Raw genomic sequence first — 20,610 nt, forward strand, 5'->3', positions numbered from 1 at the left:
CGCAGTGGGATGGCAGGTGAACGACGTGTGGCGGAATGGTTAACCGAGCGCCCGAGAAGCCCTTTCCCGAGCTGATTCGCCATTCGTCGGCATGCTGTTAACCGTTTGTTGCACCTGAGTTGGGCCGCGAATCGGAATGCCTTCCTAGCGTCTGGGACGTGCCAGCAAGCAACCAGAACCCGCTGCGGGTCGCCGTACTCGCCGACTCCGATACGCGATGGAAATGGGGCGCTCTCACCGCGAACCGCATCGTATCGGGCAGTCGGTCCGACGGTCACCGGCTCAGCGGGTACCTGCTCCGCGGCCGGGCCACCCCCACGCCCCGCCAGCTCGACGAGGTGGGCGTGCGCGCGGACTCCCTGCGCGAGGTCACCGCCGTGGAGTTCCTGCGCGAGACGGAGCGGGACGCACCCGACGTGATCGTGCTCGCCCTGGTGGGCGGGGCGGTCCAGGCGGTGCTGCACGGCCTCGCCCGCGTCACCCAGGACGCCCGCCTCACCGGCGGCCCGGCGCGCCGCCCCGTCGTCGTCACCGGCTACGTCGGCGTCGTCTACGAGAAGCTCGCCGACGGCCTCCTCCTGCGGCACGGCGCGGACGTCGTCCTCGCCAACTCGCGCCAGGACGCCGAACGCTTCCGCGCGGTGTACGAGGGAGTGGGCGCCGACGCCTCGGCGGTCACGGAGGCCGCGCTGCCCTTCCTCGGCGGAGCCCCGTACGAGAAGCACGACCCCTACACCGTCGTCTTCGCCGCCCAGCCCTCCGTCCCGGAGACCGCCGCGCACCGCACCTACCTGCTGCGCCGCCTCGCCGAGCACGCCCGCCTGCACCCCGACCGCGAGGTCCTGCTCAAGCTGCGCAGCCGGCCCGGCGAGCACACCACGCACATCGAGGAGCTGCCCTACCAGAAGCTGGCGCAGCGCATCGAGGGCGGCCTGCCCGCCAACTGCCGCCTCGTCTACGGGCACATGGGCGAGGTCCTCGACCGTACCGACCTCCTGGTCACCGTCAGCTCCACGGCCGCGCTGGAGTCCCTGCACCGCCGCATCCCCACCGCCGTCCTCACCGACCTCGGGGTGCGCGAGGCGCTCGGCAACCACCACTTCACCGGCTCCGGCTGCCTCGCCTCCTGGGACCAGCTGGACGCGGGACACCTGCCCGCACCCGACGAGGCGTGGCTCGCGCGGCAGGGCGTCGCCGCCGACGGGACGTACGAGAAGGCCTTCGACCGGGCAAGGGACCGCGTCACGGACCTGCTCGCCGACGCCGCCGCGGGCGGCCTCGCACCCCTGGACCCGTACTACAGCCTCACCACCGCCCGCGGCTATCTGCCCGGCATCCTCGCCCGCCACCACCTCGGCCCCGACGGCGCCCCGCTGCCGGGCGCGCCCGCCGCCGACAGGGACCCGGGACCCGTACGGCAGATCGTGCGCCGCGCGGCCCGCGGGGCCTACCGCCACGGAGTGCAGCGCGTGGCACCCGTCATCCGGCGGATGGGCGAGCTGTGAGCCCCCACCCCTTCCAAGGAGCCCCCATGCCCCACCCCGACCCGACGGGCGCACCGGCCCGCCGCGTGCTCGCCGTCATCCCCGCCCGAGGCGGCTCCAAGGGCGTGCCCGCCAAGAACCTCGCCCCCGTCGGCGGCGTGCCCCTGGTGGTCCGTGCCGTCCGCGAGTGCCTGGGCGCCCGCCTCGTCACCGACGTCGTCGTCTCCACGGACGACCACGTGATCGCCGAGGCAGCCCGCGCAGCGGGCGCCGAAGTGGTGCTGCGCCCCGCCGCGATCGCCGGCGACACCGCGACCAGCGAGGCCGCCGTCCTGCACGCGATGGAGGCCCACGAGGCGCTGCACGGCGCGTCCGTCGACGTCGTCCTGCTCGTCCAGTGCACCAGCCCCTTCCTCACCTGCGAGGACGTCGACGGGGTGGCATCGGCGGTCGCCGAGCACGGCGCGGACACGGCCGTCACGGTCGCGCCCTTCCACGGCTTCATCTGGCGCGACGCGGCCGACGACGCCGAGGGCGCGGACGGCTCAGGCACCGTCGGGGCGCACCGCACCGACGCGGTGGGCGCCACCACGGGCACCACGACGCTCGCCAACGCGACCCGCAGCGGCGGCGGTTACGGCGTCAACCACGACAAGTCGTTCCGCCCGCGCCGCCAGGACCGCCCCCAGGACCTCCTGGAGACCGGCGCCGCCTACGCGATGGACGCGGCGGGCTTCCGCACCGAGAAGCACCGCTTCTTCGGCCGCACCGAGCCCGTGCGCACCGACCCCGCCCGCGTCCTGGAGGTCGACGACCCGCACGACCTCGCCCGGGCCCGCGCGCTCGCCCCGCTCTTCGACGCGGAGCGCGCCAGCGCCCTCCCGACCGCCGCCGACATCGACGCGGTCGTCCTCGACTTCGACGGCACCCAGACCGACGACAGGGTGCTGATCGACTCCGAGGGACGGGAGTTCGTCTCCGTGCACCGCGGGGACGGACTCGGCATCGCGGCCCTCCGCAGGAGCGGCCTGGACCTGCTGATCCTGTCCACGGAACAGAACCCGGTCGTCGCCGCGCGCGCCAGGAAGCTCAAGCTTCCCGTCCTGCACGGCATCGACCGCAAGGACCTCGCACTCAAGCAGTGGTGCGAGGAGCAGGGCATCGCGCCCGAGCGCGTGCTCTACGTCGGCAACGACGTCAACGACCTCCCGTGCTTCGCCCTCGTGGGCTGGCCCGTGGCGGTCGCGAGCGCCCACGACGCCGTACGCGGCGCCGCACGCGCGATCACCACCGTCCCCGGTGGTGAGGGCGCGATCCGGGAGATCGCCACCTGGATCCTCGGCCCCTCTCTCGACTCCCTCCACAGTTAAGGACAGTTCCTGCCATGAGCACCATCACCCCCATCGGCGCCACCTCCCGCCTCCGTCAGTTCGGTTCGAAGACGGCCGGTCCCGGCCGGCCCGTGTACATCACCGGCGAGATCGGCATCAACCACAACGGCGACCTGGAGAACGCGTTCGCGCTCATCGACGTGGCGGCCGACGCCGGCTGCGACGCGGTCAAGTTCCAGAAGCGCACCCCGGAGATCTGCACCCCGCGCGACCAGTGGGACATCGAGCGCGACACCCCCTGGGGCCGCATGACGTACATCGACTACCGCCACCGCGTCGAGTTCGGCGAGTCCGAGTACCAGGCCATCAGCGAGCACTGCGCCAAGCGCGGCATCGACTGGTTCGCCTCCCCGTGGGACACCGAGGCCGTCGCCTTCCTGGAGAAGTTCGACCTGCCCGCCCACAAGGTCGCCTCCGCCTCGCTCACCGACGACGAGCTGCTCCGCGCCCTGCGCGCCACCGGCCGCACGGTCATCCTCTCCACGGGCATGTCGACGCCGAAGCAGATCCGCCACGCGGTCGAGGTCCTCGGCAGCGACAACATCCTGATGTGCCACGCCACGTCGACGTACCCGGCGCAGGCCGAGGAGCTCAACCTCCGCGTCATCAACACCCTGCAGGCCGAGTACCCCAACGTCCCGATCGGCTACTCCGGCCACGAGACCGGCCTGCAGACCACCCTCGCCGCGGTCGCCCTCGGCGCCACCTTCGTCGAGCGCCACATCACCCTCGACCGCGCCATGTGGGGCTCCGACCAGGCCGCCTCCGTCGAGCCGCAGGGCCTGACCCGCCTGGTCCGCGACATCCGCACCATCGAGGCCTCCCTCGGTGACGGCGTCAAGAAGGTCTACGAGTCGGAGCTCGGCCCGATGAAGAAGCTGCGCCGGGTCGCGGGCGTCGTCGCCGAGTCCGGCGCGGACGCCGAGCCGGTCGCGGTCTGAGCGCGCGACCCGCTTTAACGGGAGACGGACCAACGGGAGACGGACACACGACGATGAGCCCCCGAGTCGGCCGCGCCGCCGACGTCACCGGCGCCACCGCGCCCTCCACGCTCGCCTTCGTGGAGAGCCCTGTTCAGCTGCTGAACGTCCTGGAGTGGGCGCACGCCGCGTCCGCGACCGGTCCGGCCGGGGGCCTCACCGTCGTCGTCCTCTCCCCGAACGACCCCATGACCCGGGGTCAGCTGCGCCGCATGGCGCAACTCGCCCGCGACGAGGGCGTCGAGGTCCGCTGGGAGGAGGCGCGCGGCGGCGCGTCGGCACCCTTCCACACCATCGGCGGCCTCGCGGGCGTCCTGCGCAGGGCGGACCGGATCGTCATCGGCGACCCGTTCTCCCGCTACGTACAGCTGCTGCTGACCATCACCCGGGCCCGCTCCCTCGTGGTGGTCGACGACGGCACGGCCACCATGGAGTTCATCTCCCAGCTGGCCCGCGGCGAACGCCTCCAGCGCTGGCACCGCAAGGGTGGCCGGCCCGGCCCCCGCGACCTGGTCTTCGCGCCCGTCTCGGCCTCGGCGAGGCGCCGTCTCACGCCCGGCGGCACGCGCACCGTGGAGGTCTTCTCCTCCATGCCGATCGACAGCGCGCCGGACGGCGTGCGGATCTCGGCCAACACCTTCGCCTGGACCCGGGAACGGTTCGGGCCGCCCCGCATCACCAAGGGCTCCGACCTGGTCGGCACGTCGCTGGTCGAGACGGGCGTCGTCGACCCGGACCGCTACGTCGAGGCGGTCCGTGCGCTCGCCCGCACGCACGGCGCCACCCGCTACTTCGCCCACCGCCGCGAGAGCTCCGACAAGCTCCACCGGCTCGCCGTCGAGACGGGCCTGCAGGTGGTACGCCCGGACCTCCCCCTCGAACTCATCGCCCGCCGCGGCCCCATCGGCCGCACGATCCTCAGCTTCCCCTCCACCGTCGTCCACACCCTGCCGCTCGCCCTGGTGGGCACGGAGGTGAAGGTGGCGGTCTGCGACATCGACCCGGCCTGGCTCACGGAGACGGCGTCGCCGCGCGCCCAGGGCTTCCTGTCCGGAGTGACGGGAACGGCACGGGACGTGCACCGCCTGAGCTCGGTCATCCCGAGCCAGGCGACGGCGGCGTCCCCGCGCACGCTGGGAACCCCGGCTCCGGGCTGAGCTCCCGTGCCCTAGCGGCCGGCGAAGCGCTCCACGTACCGTCGCTGCCACGGGGTCTCCACCGCGTGCCGGTCGTAGTGTTCGCGCACATAGCCGACCGCCTCCTGCGCGGGCACACCGTCGAGCACGGCGACGCAGGCCAGCGCGGTCCCGGTGCGGCCGCGCCCGCCCGCACAGGCGACCTCGACGCGCTCGTCGGCGGCGCGCGTCCAGACCTCGTGCAGCAGCCCCCGCGCCTGCTCCCGGTCGGCGGGCGTACGGAAGTCCGGCCAGCGCAGCCACCGCGACTCCCACGGGACGCCGGGCGGCTGCTTGCCGAGGAGGTACACGCCGAAGTCGGGCGTGGCCCCCTGTGGCAACGGTCGCCGAAGCCCCCGTCCCCGCACCAGCCGCCCGGAGGGCAGCCGTAGAACTCCGGCGTCCCCGGCCTGCCAGGTCGCCGGCGTCGCGCTGTGGTCCTCGGTCATGGCAGTCCGGCGCTCCTTGGTCATGAGGGACGTGAGCGACCCATTGTGGAACGTCGTCACGGCCGCGGGGATGTCCTCGCGAGATCCGCCGCCGGACACTCGCTCCCGGGTGCCGGGCAGGGGCGCGTCATCGGTCGTCGGACGAGTTCCGCGTGGGCGCCGTCAGCCCTCCCCTCGCCGCCGTGCTGCCCGCCCCGCCATCGCCATGTCCCCCTCGCCGACGCGGAGCCGACGGGCTACGGCCTGGTCCGGCGCCGGGGCCACGCCACGGGTGCGGTGACGGCGTTGGACCGGACGGTACGGGAGGTGACGGCGGCGACGGAGGCCCGACCCGTGCGACGCCCGCCCCGACCGGGTCCCCGGGACTACCCTCGTCGCGTGGCGATCACTTACACATGGCGGGGCGACTTCGAGGACCCCGAGGTCAACGCCCTGCACGCCGAGGGATTCGGTCATCGCGTGCTGGACATCGGATGGCGGGAGCAACTGCTGCGGCATAGCCTCGGCTGGGTCTGCGCGCGGAACGGGGGCGGGGGTGGAGGCGGCCCCGGCGAGCTGGTCGGCTTCGTCAACGTCGCCTGGGACGGCGGTGTGCACGCCTTCGTCCTGGACACCGTCGTGACCGGGACGCACCGGGGGCAGGGCATCGGCGCGGGGCTCGTGGCCCGTGCCGTCGAAGGGGCGCGCGAACAGCGGTGCGAGTGGCTGCACGTCGACTTCGACGACGAACTGCGCGGCTTCTACTTCGACGCCTGCGGCTTCCGGAGCACCCCGGCGGGCCTGATCGCCCTCACGTAGAGGTCGCCCCCGCGCAGGGGTCGCCCCCACGCAGGGCGCGTCCTCCGCCGTACGGCGGAGCCGGTCCCTCCCGCGCGGTGACGTGCGGGACACCCCCGCCGCGCGAGCCTGAACGCATGTTCCCACCGCGCGCCGGCCTGAAGACCGACGCGCTGCCCGACGTGCCCCGCTGGGCCGCCGTCGCCGCGCACGCCGTGCCGCCCGCCACGCTGCCCTCGGGGCTGCGGCGGGTGGCCCTGGTCGCCGGAGTCCCCGTGGCCGCCGAGCCGCAGCGGGGGCTCGGCGAGGCCGTGTACGTCCTGCTGCTCGGCGCCGTCTCCGAGGGACTCGCACTCATGACCCTCGGACGCGTGCGCGGACGGGGCGAGGCCGTGCCCGGACGGATGCCCGTCATCGGGGGCGCCCCGTACGGCCGTTCGCCGCCGCCGTGCCCGCCCTGCTCGGCGCCGCCGCGCTGTTCGGCATCATGGGGCGGGCGTTCCCCGCGCAGTTCGCCGGCCTGGGCGACGGCGGCGTCGCCGATTCCGCCGCACAGACCGCCGTCCTGGCCGGGTGCTGTGCGCCGCCGCTCGCCCGGCCGCCCCTTCCGGTGGCCGTCGCCCTGGCCTATTACAGGCGCCGGACGGGCTCCGCATCCTTCGTGACGGCCTAAAATCCTACCCATCCCGACCGACGGTCATGCGCCACGCGGCCACGAATTCTTCCCCTATCGGGCTGAACTTTTGTTGATCGTGGGTCAGTTGACCCCTGTGTCGGCCTACCCTTCACAGGGTGAACCAATTGATGTCCCGTGAGTCCGAAGCCGAGCCGGGAGCGGAGGCCGCTCCCGCGGAAGCGCTGCCCGGCACGCTGCCCGAAGCGCTGCGTGCCGAACTGATCGCCTTCCGCCGCGACTTGCACATGCACCCCGAGCTCGGCAACCAGGAGTTCCGTACCACCGCGGCCCTCAAGGCCCGGCTGGAGGAGGCGGGCCTCACGCCCCGTGTGCTCGCCATCGGCACGGGGCTCATCTGTGACATCGGCGCACACCCGGACGAGGCTCCCGACGCGGCCGAGGACGGCACCGTGCGACGCGAGCGCGCCGTACGGCCCATGCTCGCCCTGCGCGCCGACATCGACGCGCTGCCCATCCCGGACACCAAGCTCGGCGTGCCCTACCGCTCCACCGTGCCCGACCGCGCCCACGCCTGCGGGCACGACGTGCACACGACCGTCGTCCTGGGTGCCGGGCTCGTCCTCGCCGAGCTGGCGAAGAAGGGCCAACTGCCCTTTCCGGTCCGGTTGATCTTCCAGCCCGCCGAGGAGGTGCTGCCCGGCGGCGCGACCGACGCCATCGAGTCCGGCGCCCTCGAAGGCGTCGGCAAGATCATCGGGGTGCACTGCGACCCGCGGGTCGACGCCGGCACCATCGGGCTGCGGCACGGGCCGATCACCTCCGCCTGCGACCGCCTGGAGGTCGCCCTCGACGGACCCGGCGGGCACACCGCGCGCCCGCACCTGACCACCGACCTCGTCACCGCGGCCGCCAAGGTCGCCACCGAGGTCCCCGCCCTGGTCTCCCGCCGCGCCGACGCCCGCTCGGGCCTCTCGGTGACGTGGGGCCGCATCGAGTCCGGTCACGCGTGCAACGTCATCCCGCAGCACGCCGAGCTCTCCGGGACCGTGCGCTGCCTCGACCTCAGGGCCTGGCGGGAGGCGCCCGACCTCGTGCACGGCGCCGTCCAGGAGGTCGCCGACCTCTACCGCGCCAAGTCCGAGATCAACTACATCCGCGGCGTGCCGCCCGTGGTGAACGACCCGACGGTCACCGACCTGCTGCGCGACGCCATGACCGAGCGCCGCGGCCCGCACTCCGTCGAGGACACCGAACAGAGCCTGGGCGGCGAGGACTTCTCCTGGTACCTGGAGCGGGTGCCCGGCTCCATGGCCCGTCTCGGCGTGCGCAAGCCGGGCGAGCGCACCGTCCGCGACCTCCACCAGGGCGACTTCGACGTGGACGAGGCGGCGATCACCGCGGGCGTCGAACTCTTCACCGCCGCCGCGCTGTTGGACGCGATGCGCTAGAGCGGGCTGTGTCCCGACGGACGAAAGGGCCGGTTGCGTACCCCGCGTTCACGCGGACGTAACCGGCCCTCGGCGCGAAAAGCACGAAGAGGTAACGGCACCGCGAAAACCCGTTCCCCTCCCTTTCTACGCGCGTTAATGTGCGCCGAAATCAGCGTCGTACGCGGCGCGTTGACGATCAAGGGGTGCTTCCTGTGCGTCGTCTCTCTTCCCGGAAATCTCGCGCCACTCACATCACCGCGACACTCGCCGTGCTCGTCCTCGCCGCGGCGGGATGCGGCAAGACAAGCAGCGAGGCCTCGCAGGACGACGACGGAAAGGACAAGGGCTCCTCGGGTTCGTCGTACAAGGGCAAGGGCATCGGACTCGCGTACGACATCGGCGGGCAGGGCGACCAGTCCTTCAACGACGCCGCCTTCGCGGGCTACACGAAGGCCCGCGAGGAATTCAAGATCGGCGGGGTGGACATGGAGCCGGGCGACGGCGAGTCCAGCGCCGACAAGGTCCAGCGCCTCGAACAGCTCGCCCGGCAGGGCTACGACCCGGTCGTCGGCGTCGGATTCGTCTACGCGCCCGCGGTGCAGGCGGCCGCCAAGAAGTTCCCCAAGACCACCTTCGGGATCATCGACGACAACACCGTGAAGGCGGACAACGTCGCCGACCTGGTCTTCCACGAGGAACAGGGCTCCTATCTGGCGGGTGTCGCCGCGGCCAGGGCGAGCAAGGCCAAACACGTCGGATTCGTGGGCGGCGTGGACATTCCGCTGATCCACAAATTCGAGGCCGGATTCGTGCAGGGCGTGAAGTCCGTCGACCCGAAGATCGAAATCGAGAAGCGGTATCTGACCGAAAAGCCCGAGGAGGGCGGATTCTCCAGCCCGGACCGAGGGCAGAACGCCGCATCCGGACAGATCGAGGCCGGCGCGGACGTGATCTACCACGCCGCCGGACTCTCGGGACAGGGCGTCATCCAGGAAGTCGGCTCGCAGAAGAAGTGGGCGATCGGCGTCGACTCCGACCAGTACAAGCAGAAGGCGCTCGCCAAGTACAAGCAGTACATCCTCGGCTCGGCCTTCAAGGACGTCGGCGGCGCCGTGTACGACCTCACGAAGTCGGTCGTCGACGGCAAGCCGCTCAAGGGCGAACAGCGCTACGACCTCACGTCGGGGCGCGTCGGCTTCTCCGACTCGAACCCGAAGTACACGGCGATGAAGGACGTCGTCGCGGCGGTCGACCAGGCCAAGAAGGACATCATCAGCGGGAAGGTCAAGGTGAAGACCGTGCCGTAGTGCGCGGTCCACGGACGTTTTACGTAGTACCTCCTGCGGCGACTGGGCGCCCCCCGCGAAGGGGCGCCCACCCGCCGTTCGGGCGCCCGACACCCGGTGGCCACAGGTCGATAACGGACCGGACAGAAGGGTTCTTATGTCAGGTCTACGCGCGTTACGCTGCGGCGAAATCAGCGCCGGGTGAGGCGCTCGTACGTGCTTGTGCTTGCTTGACTCAAGGAGTTCGTCTCTATGCGCCGGGTGTCTCGAATAGCTGTCGCGGGCGCCGCGACCGCCGCTCTTGCCGTAACCGTCTCCGCCTGTGGTGGCACGTCCAGCGACGCCGCCGCGAGCAAGGACGACAAGAACAAGGGCGTCGCCATCGCCTACGACGTCGGCGGCGCCGGCGACCAGTCCTTCAACGACGCCGCGACCGTGGGCATGAAGAAGGCGGCCAAGGAGTTCAAGACGGGCGAGAAGGCCGTCGAGCCGGTCGACGGCGAGTCCGACGCCGACAAGACGCAGCGCCTGACGCAGCTCGCCAAGCAGGGCTACAACCCGGTCATCGGTGTCGGCTACGCGTACGCGCCCGCCATCAAGGAGGTCGCGGCGAAGTTCCCGAAGACCACCTTCGGCATCGTCGACGACGAGACGGTCAAGGCGAAGAACGTCTCCGACCTGGTCTTCAGCGAGCAGGAGGCGTCCTACCTCGCGGGCGTCGTGGCCGCCAAGTCCTCCAAGTCCAAGACCGTCGGCTTCGTCGGCGGCGTGGACGTCCCGCTGATCCACAAGTTCGAGGCGGGCTTCGCGCAGGGCGTCAAGGACACCGACCCCAAGGTCAAGGTCGTCAAGCAGTACCTGACCGAGAAGGCCGAGGACGGCGGGTTCTCCAGCCCCGACAAGGGCAAGACCGCCGCCCAGGGCCAGATCGAGAAGGGCGCCGACGTGGTCTACCACGCCGCCGGCCTCTCCGGTCAGGGCGTCATCGAGGCCGCGGCCGCCAAGAAGGTCTGGGCGATCGGCGTCGACTCCGACCAGTACCAGCAGGACGCGCTCGCCAAGTACAAGAAGTACATCCTGACCTCGGCGACCAAGGACGTCGCCGGCTCGGTCTACAACCTCGCGAAGGCCGTCGAGGACGGCAGCGCGAAGGGCGGCGTCGTCCGCGCCGACCTCGCCTCCGGCGGTGTCGCGCTGGCCGGCTCGAACCCCGAGTTCCAGAAGATGAAGGACGTCCAGGCCGCGCTGAAGAAGGCCGAAGAGGGCATCAAGGGCGGCAAGATCAAGGTCAAGACCACGCCGTAACGGTGACGCCGGCCGACCGGCGACCGATCCGACTGCCGTAACAGCAGCGTGATTCTCGTGCAACGGGGTGTGGGGGACGATGGTTCACCCGCGCCCCGTTCGCGCGGACCGATCATCAAACTCCCGCGGCACCGCGGAAGTTGAACACCGGGGAACTCCAGACCAGGGGACTTCCCCACGAGCAGGGGCACTGCGCGCGTAGGCGGCCCCTTTCCCTCAGGCCCTTCAGGCCTTCCGGCCCCCGAGGAGAGTGCGCCATCGACGCGTCCACCAGCCCTCCGCCCACCGACAAGGCGCCAGCCGCCGCCGGTGGCACCGCCGTTGAGCTCAGCGGCATCACCAAGCGCTTCCCGGGCGTCGTGGCCAACCACGACATCCACCTCACCGTCCGCAAAGGCACCGTGCACGCCCTCGTCGGCGAGAACGGCGCGGGCAAGTCGACCCTGATGAAGATCCTCTACGGCATGCAGAAGCCGGACGAGGGCACCATCACCGTCGACGGCGAGCAGGTCGCCTTCGCCAGTCCCGCCGACGCCATCGCGCGCGGCATCGGCATGGTGCACCAGCACTTCATGCTCGCCGACCAGCTGACCGTCCTGGAGAACATCGTCCTCGGCAGCGAGAAGCTGCACGGCATCGGCGCCGCGGCCCGCCGCGCGATCGCCGAGATCTCCGAGCGGTACGGCCTCGGGGTGCGCCCCGACGCGTACGTGGAGGACCTCGGCGTCGCCGACCGGCAGCGCGTGGAGATCCTCAAGGTCCTCTACCGCGGCGCCACCACGCTGATCCTCGACGAGCCCACGGCCGTGCTCGTGCCGCAGGAGGTCGACGCGCTCTTCGACAACCTGCGCGAGCTCAAGTCCGAGGGCCTGTCCGTCATCTTCATCTCGCACAAGCTGGGCGAGGTCCTCTCCGTCGCCGACGACATCACCGTCATCCGGCGCGGTACGACGGTGGGCACGGCGATCCCGTCCGAGACGACGCCGCGCCAGCTCGCCGAGCTGATGGTGGGCAGCGAGCTGCCCACCCCCGAGACGGCGGAGTCGACGGTCACCGACCGCTCGATGATCCAGGTCGAGGGCCTCAAGCTGCTCGCCGAGGGCGAGTCGGGCCGCGCGGTGCTCGACGACATCTCGTTCACGATCCACGAGGGCGAGGTCCTCGGCATCGCGGGAGTCGAGGGCAACGGCCAGACCGAGCTGATCGACGCGCTGATCGGCCTCAAGCACGCGGACTCCGGTGTGATCCGGATGGCCGGCGAGGACATCACCGCCGTCCCCACCCGCAAGCGCCGCGAGGACGGCATCGGGTACATCCCCGAGGACCGCCACCGCCACGGACTCCTCCTGGAGTCCCCGCTGTGGGAGAACCGCATCCTCGGCCACGTCACCGAGCGGCCCAACACCCGCGGCAGGCTGAAGTTCTGGCTCGACCCCAGGGGTGCCCAGGCCGACACGCGGCGCATCGTCGAGGAGTACGACGTCCGTACGCCCGGCATCGACGTGACGGCCGCCTCGCTCTCCGGCGGCAACCAGCAGAAGCTGATCGTCGGCCGCGAGATGAGCCACAAGCCGCGCTTCCTGATCGCCGCCCACCCCACCCGGGGTGTGGACGTCGGCGCGCAGGCGCAGATCTGGGACCAGATCCGCGAGGCCCGCCGTGAGGGCCTCGCCGTGCTGCTGATCTCCGCGGACCTGGACGAGCTGATCGGTCTCTCCGACACCCTCCGTGTCATCTACCGCGGACGGCTCGTCGCGGACGCCGACCCGTCGACCATCACGCCGGAGGAGCTGGGGTCGGCCATGACGGGTGCCGCATCCGGTCACCTGGAACACGCCGAGTCCGGTGACGGCTCCGAGGAGGACGGGACCCGATGAAGAAGTTCGACAAGGAGCGCGTGCTCCTGGCGGTGGCCGGACCGGTCATCGCGCTGATCGTGGCCGTGGCACTGACCTCGGTCGTGCTGCTCGCCTCGGGCAAGAACCCGATCGAGCCGTACACCCTGATGCTGGAGCAGATCTCCTACTCCGACGTCCAGGTCCTGACGATCAACCAGGCCGGGATGTACTACCTGGCGGCGCTCGCGGTGGCCATCGGCTTCCGCATGAACCTGTTCAACATCGGCGTGGACGGCCAGTACCGCCTCGCCGCGATGATGACCGCGGTCGTCGGCGCGCACGTCGCGCTCCCCGCCGCGCTGCAGATCCCGCTGCTCATGGTCGTCGCCATGCTCACCGGCGCCTTCTGGGCCGGCATCGCGGGCCTGTTGAAGACCACCCGCGGAGTCAGCGAGGTGGTCGCCACGATCATGCTCAACTCCATCGCGACGAGCGTGATCGGCTACCTCACCCTCACCGAGAACTTCGGTGTCCCGGTCGGCAACAACCAGACCACCGGCGTGATGGAGAAGTCCGGCTGGTTCCCCGGCATCAAGCTGGCGGGCGGCGAGGTCTACGGCTTCGTGTTCGTCGCCGTCGCCGCGGGCGTCCTGTACTGGCTGGTGCTCAACCGCACCCGGTTCGGCTTCGACCTGCGCGCCACCGGCGCCTCCGAGTCGGCCGCCGCCGCCTCCGGCGTCAACGCCAAGCGCATGGTCCTCACCGCCATGCTGATCTCCGGCGCGATGGCGGGCCTCGCGGGCCTGCCGATCCTGCTCGGCGACACCCACACCTACAGCCTCAGCTTCCCCGCGGGCCTCGGCTTCACCGCCATCGGCATCGCGCTGCTGGGCCGCAACAACCCGGTCGGCATCGCCCTTGCCGCGCTGCTCTGGGCGTTCCTCGACAAGGCATCGCCCGCCCTGGACTACGCCACTCCGGTCGCGTACGACAAGGAGATCGCGGTGATCATGCAGGGCCTCATCGTGATCGCGGTCGTCGTCTCCTCCGAGTCCGTGCGCCGCTGGGGCCTGCGCCGCCAGCAGCGCCGCGTCGGCGAGGAACTGGCCGCCGCCGCACGGGCGAACGGCCACAACGGCCACAACGGCAACAACGACTCCGTGAAGGAGGTGGCTGCCCGATGAGTACGGCATCCGTGGCCAAGCCCCCGGCCAAGCAGCCCGCGCCGGACCGCCGCCGCATCTCGCTCCCCGTCCTCCTGCTGGTCATCGCGGGCGTCCTGGTGCTGACCTCGGTGGTCCGCATCATCACCGGCGCCGACGGCATCACGTCCACCGGACAGATGTCGACGGCCCTCAAGCTCGCCGTGCCGATCGGCCTCGCGGGCCTCGGCGGCCTGTGGGCCGAGCGCGCGGGCGTCGTCAACATCGGCCTTGAGGGCATGCTCATCCTCGGCACCTGGTTCGGTGCCTGGGCGGGCTTCCAGTGGGGCCCGTGGGCGGGTGTCCTCTTCGGCATCATCGGCGGCGCGCTCGGCGGCCTGCTGCACGCCATCGTGACGGTCACCTTCAACGTCAACCACATCGTCTCCGGCGTGGCCCTGAACATCCTCGCCCTGGGCGTCACGCGCTACCTCGCGACCTTCGCCTTCGAGGGCGAGGAGGGCGGTACGTCGAAGCAGTCGCCGCCCGTCGACTCGCTCGGGGACTTCTCGGTGCCGGGCCTGTCCGACTGGCTCATGGATCTCAACGGCAAACACTGGTTCCTGGTCTCCGACCTCGCGGGCCTGCTCGGCGGCCTGTTCACCAACCTGTCGCCGCTGACCGTCGTCGCCGTCGCGATGGTGCCGCTGAGCTGGTGGGTGCTGTGGCGCACCTCGTTCGGCCTGCGGCTGCGCTCCTGCGGCGAGAACCCGATCGCCGCCGAGTCCCTCGGCGTCAACGTCTACAAGTACAAGTACCTGGCCGTGGTCATCTCCGGCGGCCTCGCGGGCCTCGGCGGCGCGTTCCTCTCGCTGGTCGCCTCCAACATCTACCTGGAGGGCCAGACCGGCGGCCGAGGCTACATCGGCCTCGCCGCGATGATCTTCGGCAACTGGATGCCCGGCGGACTCGCGCTCGGCGCGGGCCTGTTCGGTTACACCGACAGCCTGAAGCTCCGGGGTGGCGGCACGAACGTCCACGCGCTGCTCCTGCTCATCGCGATCCTGCTGGTCATCGGCGCGGTCTACCTCGCCTGGCGCAAGCGGTACGTGCCCGCGGTGATCACCGCGGCCATCTCCGCGCTGATGTTCCTGTGGTACGGCTTGACCGACGAGGTGCCCAACCAGGTCGTCACCGCGACTCCGTACGTGGTGACCCTGCTGGTCCTCTCGCTCTCCGCGCAGCGGCTCCGGATGCCGAAGGCGGACGGAATGCCCTACCGAAGGGGACAAGGCAAGTGACGACCACCGCTGTCGACGCCGACTGGGACGCCCTGCGGGAGGCCGCGCGCGAGGCCATGTCCCGCGCGTACGCCCCCTACTCGGGCTTCCCGGTCGGCGCGGCGGCCCTGGTCGACGACGGCCGCACGGTCTCCGGCTGCAACGTCGAGAACGCCTCGTACGGCCTCGGCCTGTGCGCCGAGTGCGGCCTCGTCTCGCAGCTCCAGCTGACCGGCGGCGGCCGGCTCACGCACTTCACGTGCGTGGACGGCAAGGGCGAGATCCTGATGCCGTGCGGCCGCTGCCGCCAGCTCCTGTACGAGTTCGGCGGCGCCGGACTCCTCCTGGAGACGTCGTCGGGCGTGCGGACGCTGGGCGACATGCTGCCCGACGCGTTCGGGCCGCAGCACCTGGACGAGGGGCCCGGCCGCCTCAACTGACCGCAGGCCCCGCACCCTTGGGGATCTTGGGTGCGGGGCCGCCTTCAGCTCCCTGCTCTATGCGCGTAGAGTCGCTTCGATACCTGTGCGTCAGTACCTGTGTACGTACGCCGCCGTACCGCCGGAAGGACATGCCATGGACGTCATCTCCGTCATCCGCACCAAGCGCGACCGGGGCGAGCTCAGTGACGAGCAGATCGACTGGGTCATCGACGCGTACACGCGCGGCGCGGTCGCCGACGAGCAGATGTCGTCCCTCGCGATGGCCATCCTGCTCAACGGCATGAACCGCAAGGAGATCGCCCGCTGGACCGCCGCGATGATCGCGTCCGGCGAGCGCATGGACTTCTCCTCCCTCTCCCGCCCCACCGCCGACAAGCACTCCACGGGCGGCGTCGGCGACAAGATCACGCTGCCGCTCGCCCCGCTGGTCGCCGCGTGCGGTGCGGCCGTCCCGCAGCTCTCCGGCCGCGGCCTCGGCCACACCGGCGGCACCCTCGACAAGCTGGAGGCCATCCCCGGCTGGCGCGCGCTGCTCTCCAACGAGGAGATGCTGAACGTCCTCGACGGCGTCGGCTCCGTCATCTGCGCGGCGGGCGACGGCCTGGCCCCGGCCGACAAGAAGCTCTACGCCCTGCGCGACGTGACGGGAACGGTCGAGGCCATCCCCCTGATCGCCTCCTCCATCATGTCCAAGAAGATCGCCGAGGGCACGGGATCCCTCGTCCTCGACGTGAAGGTCGGCACCGGCGCCTTCATGAAGAACCTCGACGACGCCCGCGAACTGGCGTCCACCATGGTCGAGCTGGGCACGGACAGCGGCGTCCGCACGGTCGCCCTCCTCACGGACATGTCGACCCCGCTCGGCCTGACGGCGGGCAACGCGCTCGAAGTCCGCGAGTCGGTCGAGGTCCTGGCGGGCGGCGGCCCGGCCGACGTCGTCGAACTCACCCTCGCCCTCGCGCGCGAGATGCTCGACGCGGCGGGCCTGAAGGACGCCGACCCGGCGAAGGCACTCGCGGACGGCTCCGCGATGGACGTCTGGCGCCGGATGATCGCGGCCCAGGGCGGCGACCCGGACGCGGCGCTGCCGGTGGCCCGCGAGACCCACGTGGTCACGGCCCCCTCGTCCGGCGTCCTGACCCGCCTCGACGCGTACGACATCGGCGTCGCGGCGTGGCGCCTCGGTGCGGGGCGGGCACGCAAGGAGGACGTGGTGCAGGCGGGCGCGGGCGTCGAACTCCACGCCAAGCCGGGCGACTCCGTCGAGGCGGGCGCGCCCCTGCTGACCCTCCACACGGACACCCCGGACCGCTTCGCTTACGCGCTCCAGTCCGTGGAGGGCTCGTACGACATCGCCCCGGCGGGCACGGACTTCACGCCGACGCCGATCGTGCGGGGCCGGATCGGCTGAGCGCACGGGATGTCAGCCCCTCCGGCGTTCAAGGACGGGTGCGGGGCGGCGCCCCGCGGGGTGGCACGACGGTCGGCTGCGAGTGCGTCGTGACTGCTCGCGCAGTTCCCCGCGCCCCTCAAGAGCCGGCGGAGTCCGGCACATGCAGCTCCTCCGGCCTTGGCGGAGCGGGGTCCGGGGCGGCGCCGCACGTCGGACGCGGCAGCCGTGCCCGTTCAGCCGGCATCCGTGCCCTCGCGTACCTGGACCCCGCCGCCCCGCGCAGCGTATGCAGGAAGGGTTCGGATTCCGCGCGGGAGGGCCGCCTTGCACGAGCACGATCAGACCGGAGCCGCCGGAGCCGGACCCGCCAGGACCCCGGACCGGCGGACCCCGCACCGGGACTCGGCCGCGCCCGCCGGGCTGCACGCCCTGCAGCGCGGCGCGGGCAACGCGGCCGTCGTCCAGATGCTGAGGCGGAGCGGCCACCCGTGGACGCCGGACACGCACCCGCAGGTGCAGCGCTCGGCCGTGCACGACGTCCTGCGCTCGGCGGGCAGTCCCCTGGACGCGGCGACCCGCGGCGACATGGAGAGCAGGCTCGGCGCCGACTTCTCCGACGTACGCGTGCACGACGACGCGGCCGCGAAGGCCTCGGCGGCGGAGGTGGGCGCCCGCGCCTACACCTCGGGCAGCCACGTGGTGATCGGCGACGGCGGCGCCGACCGGCACACGCTGGCCCACGAGTTGACGCACGTCATCCAGCAGCGGCAGGGCCCGGTCGCGGGCACCGACAACGGCACGGGCCTCAAGGTCTCCGACCCCTCCGACCGGTTCGAGCGCGAGGCGGAGGCCAACGCCCACCGCGTCCTGGCGCGGGACCCCGCGCCCCGGGCCGAGGCGGCGGCCGAGGCCGCGCACGACACGTCCCCGGCCCCCGGCACCGGCATCCAGCGCTACGCGTCCGGCACCGTCAAGAGCCTGGCCAGTGAGCAGGACGACCGGCCGTTCTTCGAATCGCAGTCGCCGCAGGGCGTCCTCGTCCAGGACCCGGAGCGGCTCTCCAAGCACTCCGTGGACCACGTCGGGTCCCGCACCCACGACCCGTTCCGGCAGGACGTGTCCGAGGAGGAGGGCGTACAGCTCGACCCGCCCCTCGGGCTGCCGGTCAGAGTGGCGGGCGACGGCACCCTCGCGGTGCACGACACCGAGCGGGAGCCGAAGGAGTTCTACGCGACCCAGGACGTCCTCGCCGCGAGCAACACCGCCCTCGACGGCGTCAAGAGCTCCTACCGGCTGGAGTCGCGCGGCTCGAAGATCACCGTGCAGAACCCGGCGAACCCGGACGGCGGCTCCCTTCGCCTCGTACGGGTCCAGCCGGTCAAGGCGGAGGCTCCGCAGAACGCCGAGTCGGGGTTCGCGAACCTGATGAAGTCCGAGTGCATCGACGTGGCCAGGGAGCTGATGGGCGGCGGGAAGGACACCGACGTCGTCCTCGCGGACCGCGACAGCATGCCCTGGCAGGACAGCACGGTCGACTCCGTCGCGAACGAGCTCGCCGACGGCGTGGACGCGCCCGGGGGCGCCACCCCGAAGCGGTACGGCGGCGCCCTGCGCGAACACCCCGAGGAGATGGACGGCGCGGCCGGCCGCCTCGGCGTGAACCAGGCCGCGGCCCCCGAGGTCGGCGAGGGATACACGACGGTCTCGCTGGGACAGAGCGACAAACTCGACTACGCCGACTCCGCGACCCCCACCGAGCGGCCCCAGGACATCTGGGGCTTCCACTTCGCGGGGGTGGCGGCGATGAGCGCCGACGGCCAGGACCGCGTCACCCTGGAGAACTACACCAGGACCGCGAACTCCGGCGACGCGCTGAACGAGCTGCTCCCCAAACTCGTCGAGGAGTTCAAGAAGAAGACCGCCATCCCGCTGCTCAGGCCGGGCGGCAAGACCCCGCCCACCTCCGCCTTCGCGATGGACCAGCTGAACAAGCTGCTGCGGGAACTCTCCGGCAGCGCCCAGAAGGCCGGGGAGGAGTTCAAGCGGCTCTCGGAGGCCAAGGCCGAGTGGAACAGCAAGTGGTTCTTCCGCATGTACGGGTCGGGGGCCGGCCAGAGCTTCCACGAGCAGCAGTACGACAACGGCCGAGGCGACTTCGTGAACCCCCTCACCCTGCGGGTCCGCAAGCGGCCGCCGCAGCGGGAAACGGCGTCCTGACGGGCGCGGCGGACCGGCCGGAGCGCACCCGCGGACGCCCGTACCGATGAGTTCCGTCCACCGGGCCGGTCAACCCTGCATGGCTGATTCCGAAGAGAACCCCATCCGTGCAGAGAACCTCATCCGTATAGAGGGGCCGCTGCGCGAGGGTGACGTCCCGCACCTGTGCGAGCGGGTCGCCGCCGCGCGCCACGGGCCCGACGGCGCCGACGTCATCTGCGACGTCGGTGACGTCACCACCGCCGACCTCACCACCGTCGACGCCATCGCGCGGCTGCAGCTCGCCGCCCGCAGGGCCGGGGGCCGGATCCGGCTCAGGAACCCCGCCCCCGCCCTGCTGGCGCTGCTCGGTCTCGTCGGCCTGGTCGAACTCCTCGGTCTAGTCGTCGAGATGGAGGGGCATGCCGAACAGCGGGAACCACCGCGGCGTGTCCAGGAAGCAGTGGAAGCCGGTGATACGGCCCTCTGAGATCTCGATGACCTGGATCGCCCAGGGCGAGAAGCCGCCGTTGTCGGGGTCGGGCTTGTAGTGCGCGAAGCCCGGGGTGCCGTTCACGTTCACCGGGATGAGACGGCTGTTGGCGCACGACGCGCCCACCGTGGTCATGAAGCCCGTGATGTCCGCGGTGCCGCGCAGCCACAGGTCGAACGGCGGCATCGTCATGACGGCGTCCTCGGCGAGCAGCGCCGTCAGCGCCGTCATGTCGTACCCCTCGAAGGCGGCGACATAGCGGTCCAGGAGCTTCTGCTGCTCCTCGTCCAGCGGGTTGGAGACGGCCGTGTCGTCCTCCGGCCGCTCGGCGAGGGTGGCGCGGGCCCGCTGCAGCGCGCTGTTCACCGAGGCGACGGAGGTGTCGATCAGCTCGGCGACCTCGCTGGCCTTCCAGGCGAGGACCTCGCGCAGGATCAGCACCGCACGCTGCTTGGGCGGCAGGCTCTGCAGGGCGGCGACGAAGGCCAGGCGCACCGACTCCTTGGCGACCGCGGCCTCCGCCGGGTCGCTGGGCGTCGGCAGGACGCGGGCGTCGGGCACCGGCTCCAGCCAGGTGTTGTCCGGGCGGGGGTTGAGCGCGGCCTGCGCGAGCGGGGCCGCGGCGGTCAGGTCCATGGGGCGGGCGCGGCGGTTGCCCGCGTTCAACATGTCCAGGCAGACGTTCGTCGCGATGCGGTACAGCCAGGAGCGGACGCTGGAGCGGCCCTCGAACTTCTCGAAGCTGCGCCAGGCCCGGACCATCGTGTCCTGCACGGCGTCCTCGGCCTCGAAGGCGGAGCCCAGCATCCGGTAGCAGTACCCGGTCAGCTCGACCCGGTACTTCTCCAGCGTGACGTCCGGCTCGGTCGTCGTCCCTGCGATGTCGCTCATCCCTACCCACCCCTGGCTTC

The 20,610-nt window shown here is 71.7% G+C and carries 18 protein-coding genes; 16 read left to right on the top strand and 2 right to left on the bottom strand.

What is annotated here, in order from left to right; all coding sequences use genetic code 11:
- Positions 1 to 158 precede the first annotated feature (158 nt).
- The 4 genes from ACZ592_RS06385 to ACZ592_RS06400 are packed head-to-tail and all read left to right on the top strand — an operon-like array spanning position 159 to position 5,012.
- Positions 159 to 1,505 carry a DUF6716 putative glycosyltransferase gene (locus ACZ592_RS06385; RefSeq protein WP_471580340.1) on the top strand — a complete coding sequence of 449 codons (1,347 nt, stop codon included), beginning with the start codon at positions 159 to 161 and terminating at the stop codon, positions 1,503 to 1,505.
- Between the two features lie 26 nt (positions 1,506 to 1,531).
- Positions 1,532 to 2,854 (top strand): cytidylyltransferase domain-containing protein, encoded by a 1,323-nt coding sequence (locus tag ACZ592_RS06390; protein WP_471580341.1) that lies wholly within the window; start codon positions 1,532 to 1,534, stop codon positions 2,852 to 2,854.
- A 14-nt stretch (positions 2,855 to 2,868) separates the two neighbouring features.
- The gene (locus tag ACZ592_RS06395) at positions 2,869 to 3,816 is read left to right on the top strand and encodes an N-acetylneuraminate synthase family protein (RefSeq protein WP_471580342.1); all 948 of its coding nucleotides are present in this window, start codon (positions 2,869 to 2,871) and stop codon (positions 3,814 to 3,816) included.
- 53 nt (positions 3,817 to 3,869) lie between these two features.
- A complete protein-coding gene (locus ACZ592_RS06400) occupies positions 3,870 to 5,012 on the top strand; it encodes a hypothetical protein (RefSeq protein ID WP_471580343.1) in 1,143 nt (380 codons plus the stop codon).
- An 11-nt stretch (positions 5,013 to 5,023) separates the two neighbouring features.
- Here ACZ592_RS06400 and ACZ592_RS06405 read toward each other — a convergent pair whose 3' ends face one another.
- Positions 5,024 to 5,479: a protein-tyrosine phosphatase family protein gene (locus tag ACZ592_RS06405; protein WP_471580344.1), complete on the bottom strand. Its 456-nt coding sequence runs from the start codon at positions 5,477 to 5,479 to the stop codon at positions 5,024 to 5,026.
- Positions 5,480 to 5,857: 378 nt separating this feature from the next.
- On the opposite strand from ACZ592_RS06405, the gene ACZ592_RS06410 reads away from it, so the two are divergent.
- The 12 genes from ACZ592_RS06410 to ACZ592_RS06465 all read left to right on the top strand — a co-directional run bounded on the left by ACZ592_RS06410 (position 5,858) and on the right by ACZ592_RS06465 (position 19,696).
- Complete coding sequence (locus ACZ592_RS06410) at positions 5,858 to 6,277, top strand: GNAT family N-acetyltransferase (protein WP_471580345.1); 420 nt, start codon at positions 5,858 to 5,860, stop codon at positions 6,275 to 6,277.
- A gap of 427 nt (positions 6,278 to 6,704) precedes the next feature.
- On the top strand, positions 6,705 to 6,929 hold the full coding sequence (locus ACZ592_RS06415; RefSeq protein ID WP_471580346.1) for a hypothetical protein: 225 nt from the start codon (positions 6,705 to 6,707) through the stop codon (positions 6,927 to 6,929).
- 131 nt (positions 6,930 to 7,060) lie between these two features.
- Complete coding sequence (locus ACZ592_RS06420; RefSeq protein WP_471580347.1) at positions 7,061 to 8,341, top strand: amidohydrolase; 1,281 nt, start codon at positions 7,061 to 7,063, stop codon at positions 8,339 to 8,341.
- Between the two features lie 194 nt (positions 8,342 to 8,535).
- The gene (locus ACZ592_RS06425; RefSeq protein ID WP_471580348.1) at positions 8,536 to 9,630 is read left to right on the top strand and encodes a BMP family lipoprotein; all 1,095 of its coding nucleotides are present in this window, start codon (positions 8,536 to 8,538) and stop codon (positions 9,628 to 9,630) included.
- A 231-nt stretch (positions 9,631 to 9,861) separates the two neighbouring features.
- Entirely contained in the window at positions 9,862 to 10,914 is a 1,053-nt protein-coding gene (locus ACZ592_RS06430) for a BMP family lipoprotein (RefSeq protein ID WP_471580349.1), read from the top strand.
- Positions 10,915 to 11,171: 257 nt separating this feature from the next.
- Positions 11,172 to 12,791 carry an ABC transporter ATP-binding protein gene (locus ACZ592_RS06435; protein WP_471580728.1) on the top strand — a complete coding sequence of 540 codons (1,620 nt, stop codon included), beginning with the start codon at positions 11,172 to 11,174 and terminating at the stop codon, positions 12,789 to 12,791.
- Complete coding sequence (locus ACZ592_RS06440) at positions 12,788 to 13,936, top strand: ABC transporter permease (protein ID WP_471580350.1); 1,149 nt, start codon at positions 12,788 to 12,790, stop codon at positions 13,934 to 13,936. The genes ACZ592_RS06435 and ACZ592_RS06440 overlap by 4 nt, the downstream gene beginning before the upstream one ends.
- A complete protein-coding gene (locus ACZ592_RS06445) occupies positions 13,933 to 15,195 on the top strand; it encodes an ABC transporter permease (protein WP_471580351.1) in 1,263 nt (420 codons plus the stop codon). Before ACZ592_RS06440 ends, ACZ592_RS06445 begins: the two co-directional genes overlap by 4 nt.
- Entirely contained in the window at positions 15,192 to 15,614 is a 423-nt protein-coding gene (locus tag ACZ592_RS06450; RefSeq protein WP_471580352.1) for a cytidine deaminase, read from the top strand. Before ACZ592_RS06445 ends, ACZ592_RS06450 begins: the two co-directional genes overlap by 4 nt.
- A gap of 136 nt (positions 15,615 to 15,750) precedes the next feature.
- Entirely contained in the window at positions 15,751 to 17,028 is a 1,278-nt protein-coding gene (locus tag ACZ592_RS06455; protein ID WP_471580353.1) for a thymidine phosphorylase, read from the top strand.
- A gap of 306 nt (positions 17,029 to 17,334) precedes the next feature.
- On the top strand, positions 17,335 to 19,227 hold the full coding sequence (locus tag ACZ592_RS06460) for an eCIS core domain-containing protein (protein ID WP_471580354.1): 1,893 nt from the start codon (positions 17,335 to 17,337) through the stop codon (positions 19,225 to 19,227).
- A gap of 79 nt (positions 19,228 to 19,306) precedes the next feature.
- Complete coding sequence (locus ACZ592_RS06465; protein WP_471580355.1) at positions 19,307 to 19,696, top strand: STAS domain-containing protein; 390 nt, start codon at positions 19,307 to 19,309, stop codon at positions 19,694 to 19,696.
- Here the strand turns inward: ACZ592_RS06465 and ACZ592_RS06470 are convergent.
- Positions 19,607 to 20,590 (bottom strand): sigma-70 family RNA polymerase sigma factor, encoded by a 984-nt coding sequence (locus ACZ592_RS06470; protein WP_471580356.1) that lies wholly within the window; start codon positions 20,588 to 20,590, stop codon positions 19,607 to 19,609. The two genes, ACZ592_RS06465 and ACZ592_RS06470, sit on opposite strands and share 90 nt — an antisense overlap.
- Positions 20,591 to 20,610: the final 20 nt, after the last annotated feature.

The organism is Streptomyces sp. NPDC040622 (assembly GCF_055593965.1).